The organism is Enterobacter sp. BIDMC 30, from assembly GCF_000534355.1.
Taxonomy (GTDB): Bacteria; Pseudomonadota; Gammaproteobacteria; order Enterobacterales; family Enterobacteriaceae; genus Enterobacter; species Enterobacter ludwigii.
Genome location: NZ_KI973169.1, coordinates 1 through 16,851, shown reverse-complemented (window position 1 = coordinate 16,851; position 16,851 = coordinate 1). Strand labels below are relative to the sequence as shown.

Below are 16,851 nucleotides of genomic sequence, written 5' to 3'. Positions count from 1 at the left end.
AAACCCGCTTCGGCGGGTTTTTTTATGTCTGCATATTTTTCAGTTTATCAGCGGTAGCCGACGATACAGCTCAATCATATCGCCCGCCAGGTCCTGAATGACCATCGCGTTCATCAGGTGATCCTGAGAGTGGACGGTGATCAGGTTAACCGGTAGCTTTCCGGTCCCTTCATCAAGACCAATCAGCTGCGTCTGGATGGTGTGGGCATGTTTCACGTATTCACGCGACTCTTCCATCGCCTTTTCGGCTTCGTCAAAGTCACCTTTACGGGCCATCTGCAACGCCGTAAGGGCAGCACTGCGCGCTGCTCCCGCGTTGACCAGCAGTTCCATGATCGTTGTTTCTAAATCTTCCACGGGTCACTCCAGTAATTTAAGCGCTTTTTCCAGGACGACATCACCTTTCATCATGCCGTAATCCATCATGTCGATCACCGCGACCTTTTTACCCAGCGGATCGGCCTGCGCCTGAAGTTTAGCCTGCTCGTATTTAACCTGTGGCCCCAGCAATACGATGTCAGCCGTCGCGATATTATCTTTAAACTCCGCAACCGGAACGGCTTTAATGGTGACTTCAACCCCTTTTTTCTGCGCGGCGTCTTTCATACGTTGAACCAGCATGCTGGTTGACATTCCCGCTGCACAGCATAAAACGATGTTCTTCATAATCAGCCTCGATCTACATGTGTTTATTGATAATTATCCCGTGCAGACCGCTTCAACAACCGCTTTACCGCGATTGTGTGTCAGGCATCACAAAGAAATGGGTGATTTTCTGAAACCGGTTACAATTTTGCATGAAAGCGCACGCTGCCCGTCGAAACGGACAGCGTGGGAGGGAAGAAATTAACGGATGGAGGTCCGAAGGATGCGGTTTTTACCCTGCTGTTTTGCGCTGTAAAGTGCGTTATCCACGCTCCCGACAAATTGCTCCAGCGGTTCGAAATGCCATTCCCCCAGGCCTGCACTGAACGTGACCTGCAGGTTTTCTTCCCGCCAGACGCGTTTTTCAATGGTGGTACGCCACGCTTCCAGCAACGAGATTGCATCAGCAATTTGCGCAGCCTGGAAGACCACCGCAAACTCTTCTCCACCGTACCGGTACACCGAGATGTGGTGCGGTTGCATGATCTGGATCCCTTCACGCGCCACGTTACGCAGGACAATATCGCCGCTAAGGTGGCCCCAGGTATCGTTGATTGATTTGAAGTTATCGATGTCCACCAGCGCCAGTGCGAAAGGCTGTTGAGCCGCCATTAACTCTTCCACATCGGTATCGAACGCGCGGCGGTTTTTGCAGCCTGTTAGCGCATCGTGGGTTGCCTGGCGGACATATGCCATCTCACGCTCTTTATTCGACTGGATGGTATGACTCAGCATCGCTTCCAGACGCGGTGCCTGGCTGACGTCGCCAGTTTTGATGGCGTTGATAATATGCATCAGCACGGTACGCGAGGCATGGCGAAGGTACAAACCGAAGAGAATGATAATAATCGCCGCCAGTGCAAATCCCCAGCCAACGATAGTGGTTTCGTGGCGGGTAATATCCGTCAGGGTCGCGCCAGAGACCCGGTAGATGACAAACCAATCCGGGTTAGTGAAGGAGTAGTAGTAATACCAGGTTTTACTTTTCCGGTCGTATAAATGACCCTCGCCGCTGGTCATTTTGTCCATCAGCGCTTCGCTCACGTATTTTTTGAACAGCGCGCCCGTGTCAGGATGAAGCACCACGGTTCCGTCGCGCTCGACGACGAAGAATTCCCCTTGTACAGGGGCCACCATCTGTCGAAGGGTATACCCCATCGACGCCAAATCAAGATGAAAGGCGAGGGTTCCCTTGAGTCTGCCTTCTGTTGAAATCAATGGCTTATAAAGCGTGACCGTTGGATGCCCGGTAAAGTAGTCCATATAAGGGTGGGTATAATGGCTGAAAATACTGGCTTCCGCGTGGGCGACAAACCACGGGCGCGTCCGCGGATCGGCGTTTTTACTCTTTTCCGTGGGAGGCGCTTCTGGAACGTGCAAATAATGCCCTTCCGTGTCGGCCAGCGAGATGGATGACACGGTCGGCATCAGGTTTTGCAAATGCATCAACATCTGCAACCCTTGCGTCGGGTTGACGTTCAGCGTCTCATTCAGTATTTCGTTGCGGGAAAAGTACATCGCAGAACGACCAAGAATATAGTCGTTTTCACGCAACATTGATTCGGTATAGTTAACCGCCAGATTATGCGTGAAATTACCATTAATTTTATGATAATCCTCAAGAAAATCCTTTCGTTGCGAAAGCGTAACCACGACAGCGATCAGTGCAAAACTGCACAGTATCCCCGCGAAGCTGGCCATTATTGGCCGGGTAAAAGAGAGTTTTTTGCTGTGAAGTGCCATGAGTTGTACATCATTCCTGAGGGTGAATGCTTTTCGTCTGCCGATATCCTCTCAGCATAGTCGCAGTCCTGCGGTTAGCTGTGAATTATACGGAACACGATTTCAGACGAGATGATTTATCTTAAGAATGGCTAAGAAATTACTTATAAAATCAGAAATTCAGTGTGCACGATAAGTCAGAGGCAGGGCGAAACGAGGAAGAAGCTTTTCGCCCTGGTCAGCGTCCGTTGCTGACCACATGACAATAAAAAACCGGACGATAGCTGACAATCATCCGGTTGTGACTCTCCGTGCCGACTCGTTTTATTTCTGCGGAGTTGCAGTATGTTTCAGCGTAATTGCGAGGCTCTTCCCAGCCAGCTGTCCCAGTCTTTCCAGACCGGCTGCAGCCCCTGCGCGCTCAGGGCCGCGGCGACCGCTTCCGGACGTCGTCCATCATGCGGGGAAAACTGCTCCAGTTCAGGGTGATCATCGGCATAACCGCCCGGCTGTGTTTTGGAAAATGCGCTCACGTTGTTTATCGCAAGCGGGATCACGCGGTCGCGGAACGCCGGTGATTCACGTGTTGAGAGCGATAATTCAACCTCCGGGGCAAGCAGGCGAAACGCGCAGATCGTTTGTACCAGCTGGCGCTCGTCCATGAGTGAGGCCGGTTCAATCCCGCCAGCACACGGGCGCAGCCGGGGGAAGGAGATGGAGTAGCGGCTCTGCCAGTAGTGCTGCTGAAGCCACAACAGATGTTCCGCCACCATATAGCAATCCACGCGCCAGCTATCGGAAAGCCCAATCAGCGCACCAAGGCCAATTTTGTCGATCCCGGCACGTCCGAGCCTGTCCGGCGTTTCAAGGCGGAAGAAGAAGTCCTGTTTCTTGCCCTTCAGGTGATGCCGGGCGTAGGTCGCTTCGTGGTACGTTTCCTGATAGACCATCACTCCATCCAGTCCGAGCGTTTTGAGCTCCGCATACTCGTCCTGCGACAGGGGCTGCACTTCCATCTGCAACGAGGCGAACTGACGACGAATGGCAGGAAGGTGCTGGCGGAAATAGTCCATCCCAACTTTGCCCTGGTGCTCTCCGGTGACCAGCAGGAGATGCTCGAAGCCCATTTCCCGGATCGCCGCACACTCGCGCGCGATCTCCTCCTCATCAAGCGTCTTACGCTTAATGCGGTTGCTCATGGAGAAGCCGCAGTAGGTACAGTCATTGGCGCACAGGTTTGAGAGATAGAGCGGGACGTAAAAGCTCACCGTGTTGCCAAAGCGCTGTCGGGTGAGACGCTGGGCGCGCTGGGCCATTGGCTCCAGATAAGCGCTGGCCGCAGGGGAGAGCAGGGCCATTAAATCGTCGCGGGTCAGATGGCGCGCATTCAGTGCGCGCTCGACGTCGACCGGCGTTTTGCTGTTGATGCGCAGGGCAATGTCGTCCCAGTTAAGCTGCCGCCAGCGGTCGGTAAAGGTGGTCATGAGATTGCCTCCAGAAAACCGGTCAGCGGGCTGGTGGCCTGCGCCTGAAAACTGCGCGAGCCAGGGCCTGATTGCCGTGCCAGCAGGCCAGCCTCCACCGCCATGCGAAACGCGCGCGCCATCATGACCGGATCGTCGGCAACCGCGATGGCCGTGTTCACCAGCACCGCGTCCGCCCCCATCTCCAGCGCCTGCGCGGCATGGCTTGGTACGCCAATACCCGCATCCACCACCACCGGCACGGTGGCCTGCTCAATGATGATCTCCAGCATTGCCCGGGTTTCCAGCCCCTGGTTGGAGCCAATAGGCGCGCCCAGCGGCATAACGGCGGCGCAGCCAACGTCTTCCAGACGTTTGCAGAGTACCGGATCGGCACCGCAGTAAGGCAGAACGATGAACCCTTGTTGTACCAGCTTTTCCGCCGCTTTCAGCGTCTCGATCGGGTCGGGCAACAGCCAGCGAGCATCCGGGTGAATTTCCAGCTTCAGCCAGCGTGTGCCGAGCGCTTCACGCGCCAGTTGGGCGGCGAAAATGGCCTCTTCGGCCGTTTTCGCGCCGGAAGTATTTGGCAGTAGCGTGACGCCAGCTTCCAGTAAAGGCGCCAGAATGGCATCACTGTGATGGCGCAGATCCACGCGCTTTAACGCCAGCGTGACCAGCTGGCTGCCGCTTTCACGGATGGCATCGACCATCAGCTGGGGTGATGCGAATTTCCCGGTTCCGGTAAACAGATGTGAATCAAAGACTTTATCGGCAATACGTAACATCTCAGCCCCCTGCGATAACCTGAAACAGCAGGATCTGGTCGCCTTCATTGACCTGCTGATGTTCCCACTGCTCGCGCGGCAGGATCTGTTGATTGAGCGCCAGCGCCGTTCCCGGCTTGAGCTGGCGCAGTTTATCGAGCAGCACGGCAACGGTGAGCCCGTCCTCGCATTTCATCGGCTCATCGTTAAACAGAATGCGCATTGCCGCCTCCACATACCGGGCAGTGGCTGGCGCGGTGTAACGCCAGATGACGCCAGCCGCTGGAGCGGGCGTCAAATAACCGCAACATGTTGCGCTCGGTCTCCATTCCGCTGAGCAGCTTGATGGCCTCGAGCGCCTGCAGGGTACCCATCACCCCCACAACCGGGCCAAGAATGCCCGCGGTGCGACAGTTACGCTCTGGCTCAGCATCGTCTGGCCACAGACAGCGATAGCAGCCCTGCGCCCACGGCGGTGTCAGGACCATCATCTGCCCGCCGAATCCCACCGCGCTGGCGGTGATAAGCGGCGTATTTTTTGCGACACAGGCGGCGTTGATCGCCTGGCGGGTTGCCATATTGTCGGTGCAGTCCAGCACCACGTCGGCCAGGGCGACTTCTCGGAGCAGATTGTCGCCGCTGAGCCGCTCCTGACACGCAATGAGCTCAATATCCGGGTTCAGCTGGTTCAGACGCTGGCGGGTAATGTGTACTTTGGGCTGGTTGATATCCTCGGTGGTGAAGAGGATTTGACGCTGCAGGTTGCTAAGATGCACCTCGTCGTCATCGGCCAGTACCAGCGTGCCCACGCCTGCACCGGCCAGATAGAGCGCGGCAGGCGCGCCTAATCCGCCCAGCCCGACAATCAAAACCCGGCTGGCGAGCAGCTTTTGCTGCCCGTCAATGGCGATATCCTCCAGCAGGATCTGGCGGCTATAGCGCATAAAGTCACGATCATTCATCGCCTGCTCCTGCCAGTTGTAAGAGCTGCCGGGTGGCGGCCTGCCAGTCTGCGGCCTGGGTGATGGCACTGACGACGGCGATACTGCCGACACCGGTATCCAGCACGGCCGGCGCGCGTTCAAGGCTAATCCCGCCGATGGCCACGGTCGGGTACTGCGCAAGACGCTTCACGTGAGCCGCCAGCTGTGCCAGCCCTTGTGGCGCGGAGGGCATCTGTTTAGTTTGCGTCGGGAAGACGTGTCCAAGCGCAATGTACGAAGGGCGAGCCGCCAGCGCCACGTCAATCTCCATATCGTCATGGGTCGAGACACCCAGGCGCAAACCGGCTTCCCGGATGGCATTCAGATCTGTGGTCTCCAGGTCCTCCTGACCCAGATGCACGCCGTAGGCCTGGTGCTTTATCGCCAGTCGCCAGTAGTCGTTGATAAACAGGCGGGCGTTATACCGACGCCCCAGCGCGATGGCGGCGGCGACATCGTTCTCCACCTCCTCATCACGTTTATCTTTGATGCGTAGCTGCAGCGTGCGTACACCTGCCTCCAGCAGGCGGGCAATCCACTCCACGCTGTCCACCACCGGGTAGAGCCCTAAACGAAAGGGCACGGGTGGGAAATCGGGCTGGTACATTACGCCTCCTCTTTTTTGAGGTAGATTTCGCCGCCTTTCGCGCGGAAGGTTTCTGACATATCCGCCATGCCCACTTCAATGGCTTGCGCGGCGGCGTAGTCACGCACCTCCTGGCTGATCTTCATCGAGCAGAATTTTGGCCCACACATGGAGCAGAAATGGGCCACTTTGCCGGACTCCTGCGGCAGGGTTTCGTCGTGATAGGCGCGGGCGGTAAACGGGTCGAGCGCGAGGTTAAACTGATCTTCCCAGCGGAATTCAAAGCGGGCCTTCGACATCGCGTTATCGCGAATTTGCGCGCCCGGATGGCCTTTCGCCAGGTCCGCAGCGTGGGCGGCAATTTTGTAGGTGATAAGCCCCTGCTTCACGTCCTCTTTGTTGGGCAGACCGAGGTGCTCTTTTGGCGTCACATAGCAGAGCATGGCGCAACCGAACCAGCCGATCATCGCCGCACCAATTCCGGAGGTGAAGTGGTCGTAACCCGGGGCAATATCGGTGGTCAACGGCCCCAGGGTATAGAATGGTGCTTCATGGCAGTGCTCCAGTTCTTCCGTCATATTGCGGCGGATCATCTGCATGGGGACATGGCCCGGGCCTTCAATCATCACCTGCACGTCATACTCCCAGGCGATTTTGGTCAGCTCGCCCAGCGTGTGCAGTTCGGCAAACTGCGCTTCGTCGTTGGCATCACGAATGGAACCAGGGCGCAGGCCGTCGCCCAGCGACAGCGAGACGTCGTAAGCGGCACAGATTTCGCAGATCTCGCGGAAGTGTTCGTAGAGGAAGTTTTCCTGATGATGAGACAGACACCACTTCGCCATGATTGAGCCCCCGCGCGAGACAATGCCGGTCAGACGCTTCGCGGTCATCGGCACGTAGCGCAGCAGCACCCCCGCGTGGATGGTGAAGTAGTCTACACCCTGTTCAGCCTGCTCCAGCAGCGTGTCGCGGAACGCTTCCCAGGTGAGGTTTTCAGCGATACCGTTCACTTTCTCCAGCGCCTGATAGACCGGCACCGTTCCGATAGGCACCGGGCTGTTACGCAGGATCCACTCGCGGGTTTCGTGGATATAACGCCCGGTGGAGAGATCCATTACCGTGTCCGCGCCCCAGCGCGTTGACCAGACCAGCTTCTCGACCTCTTCTTCGATGGAGGAGGTGACCGCGGAGTTACCAATATTGGCGTTGACCTTCACCAGGAAGTTGCGGCCGATAATCATCGGTTCGGATTCCGGGTGATTGATGTTGGCGGGGATAATCGCGCGGCCAGCGGCCACTTCATCGCGCACAAACTCCGGGGTGATGTTTTCCGGCAGGCGGGCACCGAAACCTTCGCCCGGATGCTGGTGGCGTAGCACTTCGCTACGGATGCGCTCACGACCCATGTTTTCACGGATGGCGATAAACTCCATCTCCGGGGTGACGATCCCCTGACGCGCATAGTGCAGCTGGGTAACGCATTTGCCCGCCTTTGCACGTTTCGGCGTCAGCAGGCCCGCAAAGCGCAGTTCATCCAGGCCGTCGTCGGCCAGACGCTCTTTGGTGTAGGCAGAGCTGCGAACCGTCAGTTCTTCGCAGTCGTTACGCGCGTCAATCCAGCGCTGGCGCAGTTTTGCCAGACCCTGCTGCACGTTAATGGCCACATCAGGATCGCCGTACGGGCCAGACGTGTCGTAGACAGGCACGGCTTCGTTGTCTTCATACTGCGGGTTCTCTTTGCTGACGCCAAGAAGCGTCGGGCTAAGCTGGATTTCGCGCATCGGAACGCGGATATCCGCCTGAGAGCCGGTGATGTAAATACGCTTAGAGTTCGGGAAAGCGGTGCCTTCCAGGGTGTCGATGAAGTGTTGGGCGTGTGCGCGCTGTTCGCGGCGGGTCAGTTTAGTAGTAGACATAGCTCATTCCAAAAGTGAAGGACATGGCTTGTCAGACGACGGATGAAGCAAGAGGAGATCGCCCGGGGGCGATACTACAGCAGTTTTACTCTTGTTCCCTTCGCAGGTATTAGCCTGATCAGGTTCCGCGGATCCCGAATTAACGGTCTCAGCCCGTGCTTTCACACTGGGCACTCCGACAAGAAATTTACACGCCATCGTTCACGCTATCGCATGAATGATTTCGTGTAATACCCCCTCCTGAGAGGGGCGAATGTTTGTAAACTACTCGTTAACGATTAAGAACTCAAGCAGGCCGCGCGATGTTATCTTCGTTGCTGGCCTTAGAATCGTTATCCAGTACGAGAGCGATCAGCTTATCCTCCAGCGAGAATCGCTCTTCCAGCGCTTCGCCGAGATCGGACAGCGCCTGTTGAAACTCAAGGTAGTTGTCGTGATCGATGGCGTTCTCGAGGGTGGAATCGTAGTAATTCATGATCTGCTGGGTATTGGCTTCCAGCAGCGGGTAGAGTTTGGATGCCGTTAAATACGGGCTAGTGCCTTCCATTTCGCGGATAATGCGTTCATAAATATTGAAATGGCCGTCGGACAGGTAGTCGACCAGGCTCTGACAAAAATCATCCAGCGCTTTTTCATTCAGCCGCATAAACGATTCTTTGCCAGGCTTAATACCGACCAGATTGTAATAAGCCACGAGTAGATGCTTGCGCACATGTAGCCAGCGATCCACCAGTTTGTTACTTCCTCTAACGCGCTCAGTCAGGCTTTCTAGCTGGTTTAACATGTTCGACTCCGCAAGGTTTAGAATTGATTCTGCTTATCCAAAATGTAACCACAATGCTAACAACATGTCAGTGAAGCGAAGGTAGTGCAATAGATATGGATCGTATTATTGAAAAATCAGATCTGGGTTGGTGGATTGTCAGTCACGAACAAAAATTATGGCTGCCCGGTGGGGAAATACCCCATGGCACTGCCGATCGTTTCGATCTCGTTGGTCAGCCTGCGCTGAAGATCGGCGAGTGGCAAGGGGAGCCGGTGTGGTTGATCCAGCAGCCTCGCCGGCAGGACATGGGATCCGTTCGTCAGGTGCTGGATCTTGATGTGGGCCTGTTCCAGCTGGCAGGCCGTGGCGTGCAGCTGGCCGAGTTTTACCGATCGCATAAATACTGCGGCTACTGCGGGCATACCATGCACCCGAGCAAAACCGAGTGGGCCATGCTCTGCAGCCACTGCCGTGAACGCTATTATCCGCAGATTGCGCCGTGCATTATCGTCGCTATCCGGCGTGACGATTCCATCTTGCTGGCGCAACATACCCGCCATCGCAACGGCATTCATACTGTTCTTGCCGGGTTCGTTGAAGTGGGCGAAACGCTGGAGCAGGCGGTGGCGCGTGAAGTGATGGAAGAGAGCGGGATCCGGGTGAAGAACCTGCGTTACGTAACGTCTCAGCCGTGGCCGTTCCCGCAGTCGCTGATGACGGCGTTTATGGCCGAATACGATAGCGGTGAGATTGTTATCGACCAGAAAGAGCTGCTGGACGCGAACTGGTACCGTTATGACGATTTGCCACTGTTACCCCCGCCGGGAACGGTAGCCCGTCGGCTGATAGAAGATACCGTGGCGATGTGTCGGGCCGAGTATGAGTAGTGTTACACTCACGGACTGACGCAATAAGGAACTGCAAAATGACCGAACTGAAGAACGATCGTTATCTGCGTGCGCTGCTGCGCCAGCCCGTTGATGTCACCCCGGTGTGGATGATGCGCCAGGCGGGGCGCTATCTGCCAGAGTACAAAGCCACGCGTGCGCAGGCGGGTGATTTTATGTCGCTGTGCAAAAATGCCGAGCTGGCCTGCGAAGTGACGCTCCAGCCGCTGCGCCGTTACCCGCTGGATGCCGCTATTCTCTTTTCGGACATTCTGACCATTCCGGATGCCATGGGCCTTGGGCTCTATTTCGAAACCGGTGAAGGTCCGCGTTTCACCTCCCCGATCAAAAGCAAAGCCGACGTTGATAAGCTGCCGGTACCGGATCCTGAGCAGGAGCTGGGGTATGTGATGAACGCCGTGCGCACAATTCGCCGTGAACTGAAAGGCGAAGTGCCGCTGATTGGCTTCTCAGGCAGCCCGTGGACGCTGGCGACCTATATGGTGGAAGGTGGCAGCAGCAAAGCCTTTACCGTCATTAAAAAGATGATGTACGCGGAGCCACAGGCGCTGCATACGCTGCTCGACAAGCTGGCGAAGAGCGTCACACTCTATCTTAACGCGCAGATTAAAGCAGGCGCGCAGTCGGTGATGATTTTCGATACCTGGGGCGGCGTGCTGACCGGGCGCGATTACCAGCAGTTCTCGCTGTATTACATGCATAAAATCGTCGATGGCCTGCTGCGTGAAAACGAAGGCCGCCGGGTGCCGGTGACGCTGTTCACCAAAGGCGGTGGGCAGTGGCTGGAAGCCATGGCCGCAACTGGCTGTGACGCGCTGGGTCTCGACTGGACAACCGATATTGCCGATGCGCGCCGTCGCGTGGGTGACAAAGTGGCGCTGCAGGGCAACATGGACCCGTCTATGCTCTATGCTCAGCCTGCCCGTATTGAGGAAGAGGTGGCCTCCATTCTTGCTGGTTTCGGCCAGGGCGAAGGACACGTGTTCAACCTCGGGCACGGTATTCATCAGGATGTACCGCCAGAACACGCTGGCGCGTTTGTGGAGGCGGTGCACCGACTTTCTGCACATTATCATCAGTAAGGAGTGGTTATGGATCTCGCGTCATTACGCGCTCAACAGATAGAACTGGCCTCATCCGTGATCCGCGAGGATCGTCTGGACACAGACCCGCCGCAGTACATTGGCGGAGCAGATGTGGGGTTTGAGCAGGGAGGTGAAGTGACGCGGGCGGCAATGGTGCTGCTGAAATATCCCTCGCTGGAACTGGTGGAGTACAAGGTGGCGCGTATCGCCACCACCATGCCGTACATTCCTGGCTTTCTCTCATTCCGTGAATATCCCGCGCTGCTGGCAGCGTGGGAGCAACTCTCGCAAAAACCCGACCTGCTGTTTGTCGACGGCCATGGTATCTCTCATCCGCGCCGCTTAGGCGTCGCCAGCCATTTTGGGCTGCTGGTGGATGTCCCCACCATCGGTGTGGCTAAAAAACGTCTGTGCGGTGCGTTTGAGCCGCTCTCCGCCGAGCCCGGCGCGCTGGCACCTCTCATCGATAAGGGTGAGCAACTGGCGTGGGTCTGGCGCAGTAAAGCGCGTTGTAACCCCCTGTTTATCGCCACCGGGCATCGGGTGAGCACGGACAGTGCGCTGGCGTGGGTGCAGCGCTGCATGAAAGGGTATCGCTTACCGGAGCCCACCCGCTGGGCTGATGCCGTAGCGTCAGGGCGTCCGGCTTTTACGCGTTGGCAAGAAATTCAGTGATGATTCAGGTAAACTGCGGCTAATTTTCGATTCGAGACCTCATCATGCTACAAAACCCGATTCATCTGCGCCTTGAGAAGCTGGAAAGCTGGCAGCACGTGACTTTTATGGCTTGCCTGTGCGAGCGCATGTATCCCAACTATGCCGCGTTCTGCAAGCAGACAGGCTTTGGTGAAGGGCAGATTTATCGCCGCATCCTGGATTTAATCTGGGAGACGCTAACGGTCAAAGACGCTAAGGTGAACTTCGACTCTCAGCTTGAAAAGCTTGAAGAGGCGATCCCGGCGGCGGATGACTATGACCTGTATGGTGTCTATCCGGCCATTGATGCCTGCGTGGCATTAAGCGAACTGATTCATTCCCGTCTGAGCGGTGAAACGCTGGAGCATGCTATCGAAGTCAGCAAGGCATCCATTACGACCGTCGCGATGCTGGAAATGACCCAGGAAGGTCGGGAAATGACCGACGAAGAGCTGCGAGTGAACCCCGCGGTTGAGCAGGAATGGGATATCCAGTGGGAAATTTTCCGCCTGCTGGCAGAGTGTGAAGAACGCGATATTGAGCTGATAAAAGGGCTCCGTGCGGACTTACGTGAGGCTGGTGAGAGCAATATTGGTATAATTTTTAACCAATGAGACAACAAAACTTGATATAACGCTCGTTTTGTCGCTCCTCGACTCTTCCCTTTCGCCCCTTGTCTGGTCTACATTTGGGGGGCGAAAAAAAGTGGCTATCGGTGCGTGTATGCAGGAGAGTGCTTTTTTGGCATTTTCGTCGCACTCGATGCTTAGCAAGCGATAAACACATTGAAAGGATAACTTATGAACAAGACTCAACTGATTGATGTAATTGCGGACAAGGCTGATCTGTCTAAAGTGCAGGCTAAAGCTGCTCTGGAATCTACCCTGGCTGCTATTACTGAGTCTCTGAAAGAAGGTGATGCTGTACAACTGGTTGGTTTCGGTACCTTCAAAGTGAACCACCGCGCTGAGCGTACTGGCCGCAACCCGCAGACCGGTAAAGAAATCAAAATCGCCGCAGCTAACGTGCCGGCATTTGTTTCTGGTAAAGCACTGAAAGACGCTGTTAAGTAAGACGCGTGGCAGTGAACAGTTTTAACGAAGGGGCGGCAACGCCCCTTTTGTCTGTCTGGCGCGGTCTCTTCGCGCTGGCGGGCGTGATGTTTCTGTCCGCCTGTAGCCACGACACCTCTCTGCCACCGTTTACCGCCAGCGGCTACGCTGACAACCAGGGTGCGGTAAGGATCTGGCGCAAAGATTCTGGCGGCGAAGTGCATCTGCTTTCTGCTTTCAGTCCGTGGCATAACGGCAATACGTCGACCGCGGAGTATCGCTGGCAGGGCGATGACCTGTCGCTGATAGAACTGAATGTCTACAGCAAGACCCCCGAACATGTGAAAGTGCGTTTTGATGACCATGGCGAGCTGAGCTTTATGCAGCGGGAAGTCAGCGGTCAAAAACAGCAGCTTTCCAGCGATCAAGTCGCACTCTATCGTTATCGTGCCGAACAAATCCGCCAGACCAGCGATGCGCTGCGTCAGGGACGCGTTGTGCTGCGCCAGGGGCGCTGGCATGCCGATGGCACGGTAACAACCTGCGAAGGGCAAACCGTTAAGCCTGAGCTTGAAGCCTGGGCAACCGAACATATTGAGCGCCGTCAGCGGCATTCATCAATGGAAGTGAGTGTGGCGTGGCTGGAAGCGCCGGAAGGTTCTCAACTGCTGCTGGTCGCGAACGAAGACTTCTGCACCTGGCAGCCGACAGAAAAGAGTTTTTGAGTGACGTCCCCTCTCCCTGACGGGAGAGGGGCTGGCGGAAGAATTACTCGCCCTGCTCACGCGCAATTGCGCGATAACCGATATCCTGGCGGCTAAAGCTACCGTTCCAGTGAATATCTGCCATCAGCGCATAGGCACGCTTCTGTGCTTCTGCAACGGTGTGACCCAGCGCGGTCGCGCACAGTACACGGCCGCCATTGGTCAGCACGCGATCGTCGTCAGACAGCTTCGTGCCGGCGTGGAATACCTTCGCGCCTTCTACTTCTTCCAGCGGTAAACCGTGAATCTCATCACCGGTATTGTAATTACCCGGATAACCCCCCGCAGCAATCACCACGCCCAGAGAAGCACGTTCATCCCACTCAGACGTTTTCTCATCCAGCTTACCTTCACAGGCGGCAAGACACAGTTCCACCAGGTCAGATTTCATGCGCAGCATGATTGGCTGCGTTTCCGGATCGCCGAAGCGGCAGTTGAACTCAATCACCTTCGGATTGCCCTGCTTATCGATCATCAGGCCTGCATAGAGGAAACCGGTGTAAGTGTTACCTTCGGCAGCCATGCCTTTGACGGTTGGCCAGATGATGCGGTCCATGGTGCGCTGATGCACTTCGTCAGTGACCACAGGGGCAGGGGAGTAAGCGCCCATACCGCCGGTGTTCGGCCCGGTATCTGCATTGCCAACGCGTTTATGATCCTGGCTGGTGGCCATCGGCAGAACATGCTCGCCGTCGACCATCACGATAAAGCTCGCCTCTTCACCGTCAAGGAACTCTTCAATCACGATGCGATGGCCCGCGTCGCCAAAGGCGTTGCCTGCCAGCATATCCTGAACCGCAGCTTCGGCTTCCTCGAGCGTCATCGCCACGATAACGCCTTTACCGGCGGCCAGACCGTCGGCTTTGATAACGATAGGCGCACCTTTTTCACGTAAGTAAGCCAGGGCTGGCTCTACTTCGGTGAAGTTCTGATATTCCGCCGTCGGGATGTTATGACGTGCGAGGAAATCTTTGGTGAAGGCTTTCGAACCTTCCAGCTGTGCAGCCCCTTCCGTTGGGCCGAAGATTTGCAGGCCAGCAGCCCGGAAGGCGTCAACGACGCCAATCACCAGCGGCGCTTCCGGACCCACGATGGTCAGATCGATTTTCTCCTGCTGAGCAAAGCTCAACAGGGCCGGGATATCGGTCACGCCGATAGCGACGTTCTGTAACGTGGGTTCCAGCGCAGTACCGGCATTACCCGGTGCCACAAAGACGGTTTTTACCTGCGGCGACTGGGCCGCTTTCCACGCCAGAGCATGCTCGCGCCCACCATTACCAATGACTAATACTTTCATTTTCTGCTCCGTGGATTAATGGCGGAAGTGACGCATGTCGGTGAAGATCATCGCAATGCCGTGTTCGTCAGCAGCGGCAATGACTTCGTCGTCACGGATTGAGCCGCCAGGCTGGATAACACAGGTAATGCCCACTGCCGCAGCAGCGTCGATACCGTCACGGAACGGGAAGAAGGCGTCAGAAGCCATTGCCGAGCCTTTCACTTCCAGACCTTCATCGGCCGCTTTGATACCGGCAATTTTCGCGGAGTAAACGCGGCTCATCTGGCCTGCGCCTATTCCGATAGTCATGTTCTCTTTTGCATAGACAATCGCGTTGGATTTCACGAACTTCGCAACCTTCCAGCAGAACAGCGCGTCACGCAGTTCCTGCTCGGTAGGCTGGCGTTTCGTCACGACGCGCAGATCGCCCGCGGTAACCATGCCCAGATCGCGATCCTGAACCAGCAGACCGCCGTTCACGCGTTTGAAGTCCAGACCCGGTACGCGCTCATCCCACTGGCCACACACCAGTACGCGCACGTTCTGTTTTGCCGCGGTGATTTTCAGGGCTTCGTCGGATGCAGAAGGAGCGATGATCACTTCGACAAACTGACGGGAGATGATGGCCTGTGCTGTGTCAGCGTCCAGCTCGCGGTTGAAGGCGATAATGCCGCCGAATGCGGAGGTTGGGTCGGTTTTATACGCGCGATCATAGGCGTCGAGAATGGAGGTGCTTACCGCTACGCCACATGGGTTCGCGTGCTTCACGATTACGCAGGCGGGTTCACTGAACGCTTTCACGCACTCGAGCGCTGCATCGGTGTCAGCGATGTTGTTATAGGAGAGTGCCTTGCCCTGAACCTGCTGTGCGGTCGCAACAGAGGCTTCTTTTACCTCTTCTTCTATATAGAAGGCAGCCTGCTGGTGGCTGTTCTCTCCGTAACGCATATCCTGCTTCTTAATGAAGTTCAGGTTCAGCGTACGCGGGAAGCGGCCGGAAGGTTCAGTGCTTTCGCCATGATAAGCAGGCACCAGGCTACCGAAGTAGTTGGCGATCATGCTGTCGTACGCGGCGGTGTGCTCGAATGCTTTGATGGCGAGGTCGAAACGCGTCTCCAGCGTCAGCGACCCTTCGTTGGCATCCATCTCATTAATAATGGTGTTGTAGTCGGTGCTCTTCACCACGATGGCAACATCTTTATGGTTCTTAGCCGCTGAGCGCACCATGGTTGGGCCGCCGATATCAATGTTTTCGACGGCGTCTTCCAGAGAGCAGCCTTCGCGGGCAACGGTCTGTGCAAACGGGTAGAGGTTAACGACGACCATGTCGATTGGCGCGATATCATGCTTTTCCATAATGCCGTCGTCCTGGCCGCGACGACCAAGAATACCGCCGTGGACCTTCGGGTGCAGGGTCTTGACGCGTCCATCCATCATTTCCGGAAAACCGGTGTAATCGGACACTTCGGTTACCGGCAGACCTTTCTCTGCTAACAGGCGAGCGGTACCACCTGTAGAAAGCAGCTCCACACCGCGTGCAGAAAGTGCCTGAGCGAATTCGACGATACCGGCTTTATCAGAAACACTGAGCAGAGCGCGGCGGACTGGACGACGTTGTTGCATGGTAAATCCCCTGGATTTCACGATTACAGAGAGCGTTAGATGAATTTTCCAGCGAAAAACTCATCTAACACACCTGACGAGGCATCCTTGTTAAGCGCGAGCATTTTAACGAAAACGTTTGCGCAACGCTCGCGAATTTTCACTTTTTCGTATCCCTGTGGATAAGTCTGTGTGTAAAAGGGTATAAGGCGGGGTTTTGCTGGGGAATGCAGCAGTCAGTCATTTTTCTGTCATTTAGCGGTTGCGGCCTGCAGAGAACTCCCTATAATGCGCCTCCATCGACACGGCGGATGTGAATCACTTCACAGATAACCCGGTCGGTTGAAGAGAAAAAATCCTGAATTTCAGGGTTGACTCTGAAAGAGGAAAGCGTAATATACGCCACCTCGCGACGGTGAGCTGTAAGCCGCGTCGCAACTGCTCTTTAACAATTTATCAGACAATCTGTGTGGGCACTCAAAGTGACATGGATTCTTAATGTCTTCGGACAAAAAATGAATGCCAAGTCTCTGAGTGAACATACGTAATTCATTACGAAGTTTAATTCACGAGCATCAAACTTAAATTGAAGAGTTTGATCATGGCTCAGATTGAAC

17 protein-coding genes, 2 pseudogenes and 1 riboswitch are annotated in these 16,851 nt (G+C 55.8%); of the genes and pseudogenes, 6 read left to right on the top strand and 13 right to left on the bottom strand.

What is annotated here, in order from left to right:
• Positions 1–39: 39 nt before the first annotated feature.
• From L466_RS22095 to L466_RS22140, 10 genes are all read right to left on the bottom strand, one after another.
• A complete protein-coding gene (locus L466_RS22095) occupies positions 40–357 on the bottom strand; it encodes a PTS lactose/cellobiose transporter subunit IIA (protein ID WP_014168157.1) in 318 nt (105 codons plus the stop codon).
• Between the two features lie 3 nt (positions 358–360).
• Entirely contained in the window at positions 361–666 is a 306-nt protein-coding gene (locus tag L466_RS22100; protein ID WP_014068453.1) for a PTS sugar transporter subunit IIB, read from the bottom strand.
• 180 nt (positions 667–846) lie between these two features.
• The gene (locus L466_RS22105; protein ID WP_032679973.1) at positions 847–2,388 is read right to left on the bottom strand and encodes a sensor domain-containing diguanylate cyclase; all 1,542 of its coding nucleotides are present in this window, start codon (positions 2,386–2,388) and stop codon (positions 847–849) included.
• A 329-nt stretch (positions 2,389–2,717) separates the two neighbouring features.
• Entirely contained in the window at positions 2,718–3,851 is a 1,134-nt protein-coding gene (thiH, locus tag L466_RS22110) for a 2-iminoacetate synthase ThiH (RefSeq protein ID WP_032679972.1), read from the bottom strand.
• Positions 3,848–4,618 (bottom strand): thiazole synthase, encoded by a 771-nt coding sequence (gene thiG, locus L466_RS22115; protein ID WP_014168160.1) that lies wholly within the window; start codon positions 4,616–4,618, stop codon positions 3,848–3,850. Before thiG ends, thiH begins: the two co-directional genes overlap by 4 nt.
• 1 nt (position 4,619) lies before the next feature.
• Positions 4,620–4,820, bottom strand: coding sequence for a sulfur carrier protein ThiS (gene thiS / locus L466_RS22120; RefSeq protein ID WP_032679363.1), 201 nt, complete (start codon positions 4,818–4,820; stop codon positions 4,620–4,622).
• A complete protein-coding gene (locus tag L466_RS22125) occupies positions 4,804–5,559 on the bottom strand; it encodes a HesA/MoeB/ThiF family protein (RefSeq protein WP_032679971.1) in 756 nt (251 codons plus the stop codon). The genes thiS and L466_RS22125 overlap by 17 nt, the downstream gene beginning before the upstream one ends.
• Positions 5,552–6,187 carry a thiamine phosphate synthase gene (gene thiE / locus L466_RS22130; protein ID WP_032679970.1) on the bottom strand — a complete coding sequence of 212 codons (636 nt, stop codon included), beginning with the start codon at positions 6,185–6,187 and terminating at the stop codon, positions 5,552–5,554. The genes L466_RS22125 and thiE overlap by 8 nt, the downstream gene beginning before the upstream one ends.
• Positions 6,187–8,082, bottom strand: coding sequence for a phosphomethylpyrimidine synthase ThiC (thiC, locus tag L466_RS22135; RefSeq protein WP_032679969.1), 1,896 nt, complete (start codon positions 8,080–8,082; stop codon positions 6,187–6,189). Before thiC ends, thiE begins: the two co-directional genes overlap by 1 nt.
• A 78-nt stretch (positions 8,083–8,160) precedes the next feature.
• A riboswitch (TPP riboswitch) is annotated at positions 8,161–8,270 on the bottom strand.
• Between the two features lie 98 nt (positions 8,271–8,368).
• Positions 8,369–8,866, bottom strand: coding sequence for an Rsd/AlgQ family anti-sigma factor (locus L466_RS22140; protein WP_014168165.1), 498 nt, complete (start codon positions 8,864–8,866; stop codon positions 8,369–8,371).
• A 95-nt stretch (positions 8,867–8,961) separates the two neighbouring features.
• Between L466_RS22140 and nudC the strand changes: the two are divergent.
• Positions 8,962–9,714: pseudogene (gene nudC / locus L466_RS22145) on the top strand (NAD(+) diphosphatase); the annotation flags it as partial.
• On the opposite strand, the pseudogene L466_RS24090 reads toward nudC, so the two are convergent.
• Positions 9,683–9,772: pseudogene (locus L466_RS24090) on the bottom strand (hypothetical protein); the annotation flags it as partial. The pseudogenes nudC and L466_RS24090 overlap by 32 nt on opposite strands.
• A gap of 1 nt (position 9,773) precedes the next feature.
• Between L466_RS24090 and hemE the strand changes: the two are divergent.
• The 5 genes from hemE (at position 9,774) to L466_RS22170 (ending at position 13,314) form a co-directional block, all read left to right on the top strand.
• Positions 9,774–10,838 (top strand): uroporphyrinogen decarboxylase, encoded by a 1,065-nt coding sequence (gene hemE / locus L466_RS22150; protein WP_020882986.1) that lies wholly within the window; start codon positions 9,774–9,776, stop codon positions 10,836–10,838.
• 9 nt (positions 10,839–10,847) lie between these two features.
• Positions 10,848–11,516, top strand: coding sequence for a deoxyribonuclease V (gene nfi / locus L466_RS22155; RefSeq protein WP_025206412.1), 669 nt, complete (start codon positions 10,848–10,850; stop codon positions 11,514–11,516).
• A 44-nt stretch (positions 11,517–11,560) separates the two neighbouring features.
• A complete protein-coding gene (locus L466_RS22160; protein WP_014168169.1) occupies positions 11,561–12,151 on the top strand; it encodes a YjaG family protein in 591 nt (196 codons plus the stop codon).
• Between the two features lie 186 nt (positions 12,152–12,337).
• On the top strand, positions 12,338–12,610 hold the full coding sequence (hupA, locus tag L466_RS22165; RefSeq protein ID WP_002445246.1) for a nucleoid-associated protein HU-alpha: 273 nt from the start codon (positions 12,338–12,340) through the stop codon (positions 12,608–12,610).
• A gap of 11 nt (positions 12,611–12,621) precedes the next feature.
• Positions 12,622–13,314 carry a DUF1481 domain-containing protein gene (locus L466_RS22170; RefSeq protein WP_020882988.1) on the top strand — a complete coding sequence of 231 codons (693 nt, stop codon included), beginning with the start codon at positions 12,622–12,624 and terminating at the stop codon, positions 13,312–13,314.
• Positions 13,315–13,357: 43 nt separating this feature from the next.
• Here L466_RS22170 and purD read toward each other — a convergent pair whose 3' ends face one another.
• Together purD and purH are read right to left on the bottom strand one after the other, a co-directional pair.
• On the bottom strand, positions 13,358–14,650 hold the full coding sequence (purD, locus tag L466_RS22175) for a phosphoribosylamine--glycine ligase (RefSeq protein ID WP_020882989.1): 1,293 nt from the start codon (positions 14,648–14,650) through the stop codon (positions 13,358–13,360).
• A gap of 15 nt (positions 14,651–14,665) precedes the next feature.
• Positions 14,666–16,255, bottom strand: a complete 1,590-nt coding sequence (gene purH / locus L466_RS22180; protein WP_032679968.1) for a bifunctional phosphoribosylaminoimidazolecarboxamide formyltransferase/IMP cyclohydrolase — start codon at positions 16,253–16,255, stop codon at positions 14,666–14,668.
• Positions 16,256–16,851: the final 596 nt, after the last annotated feature.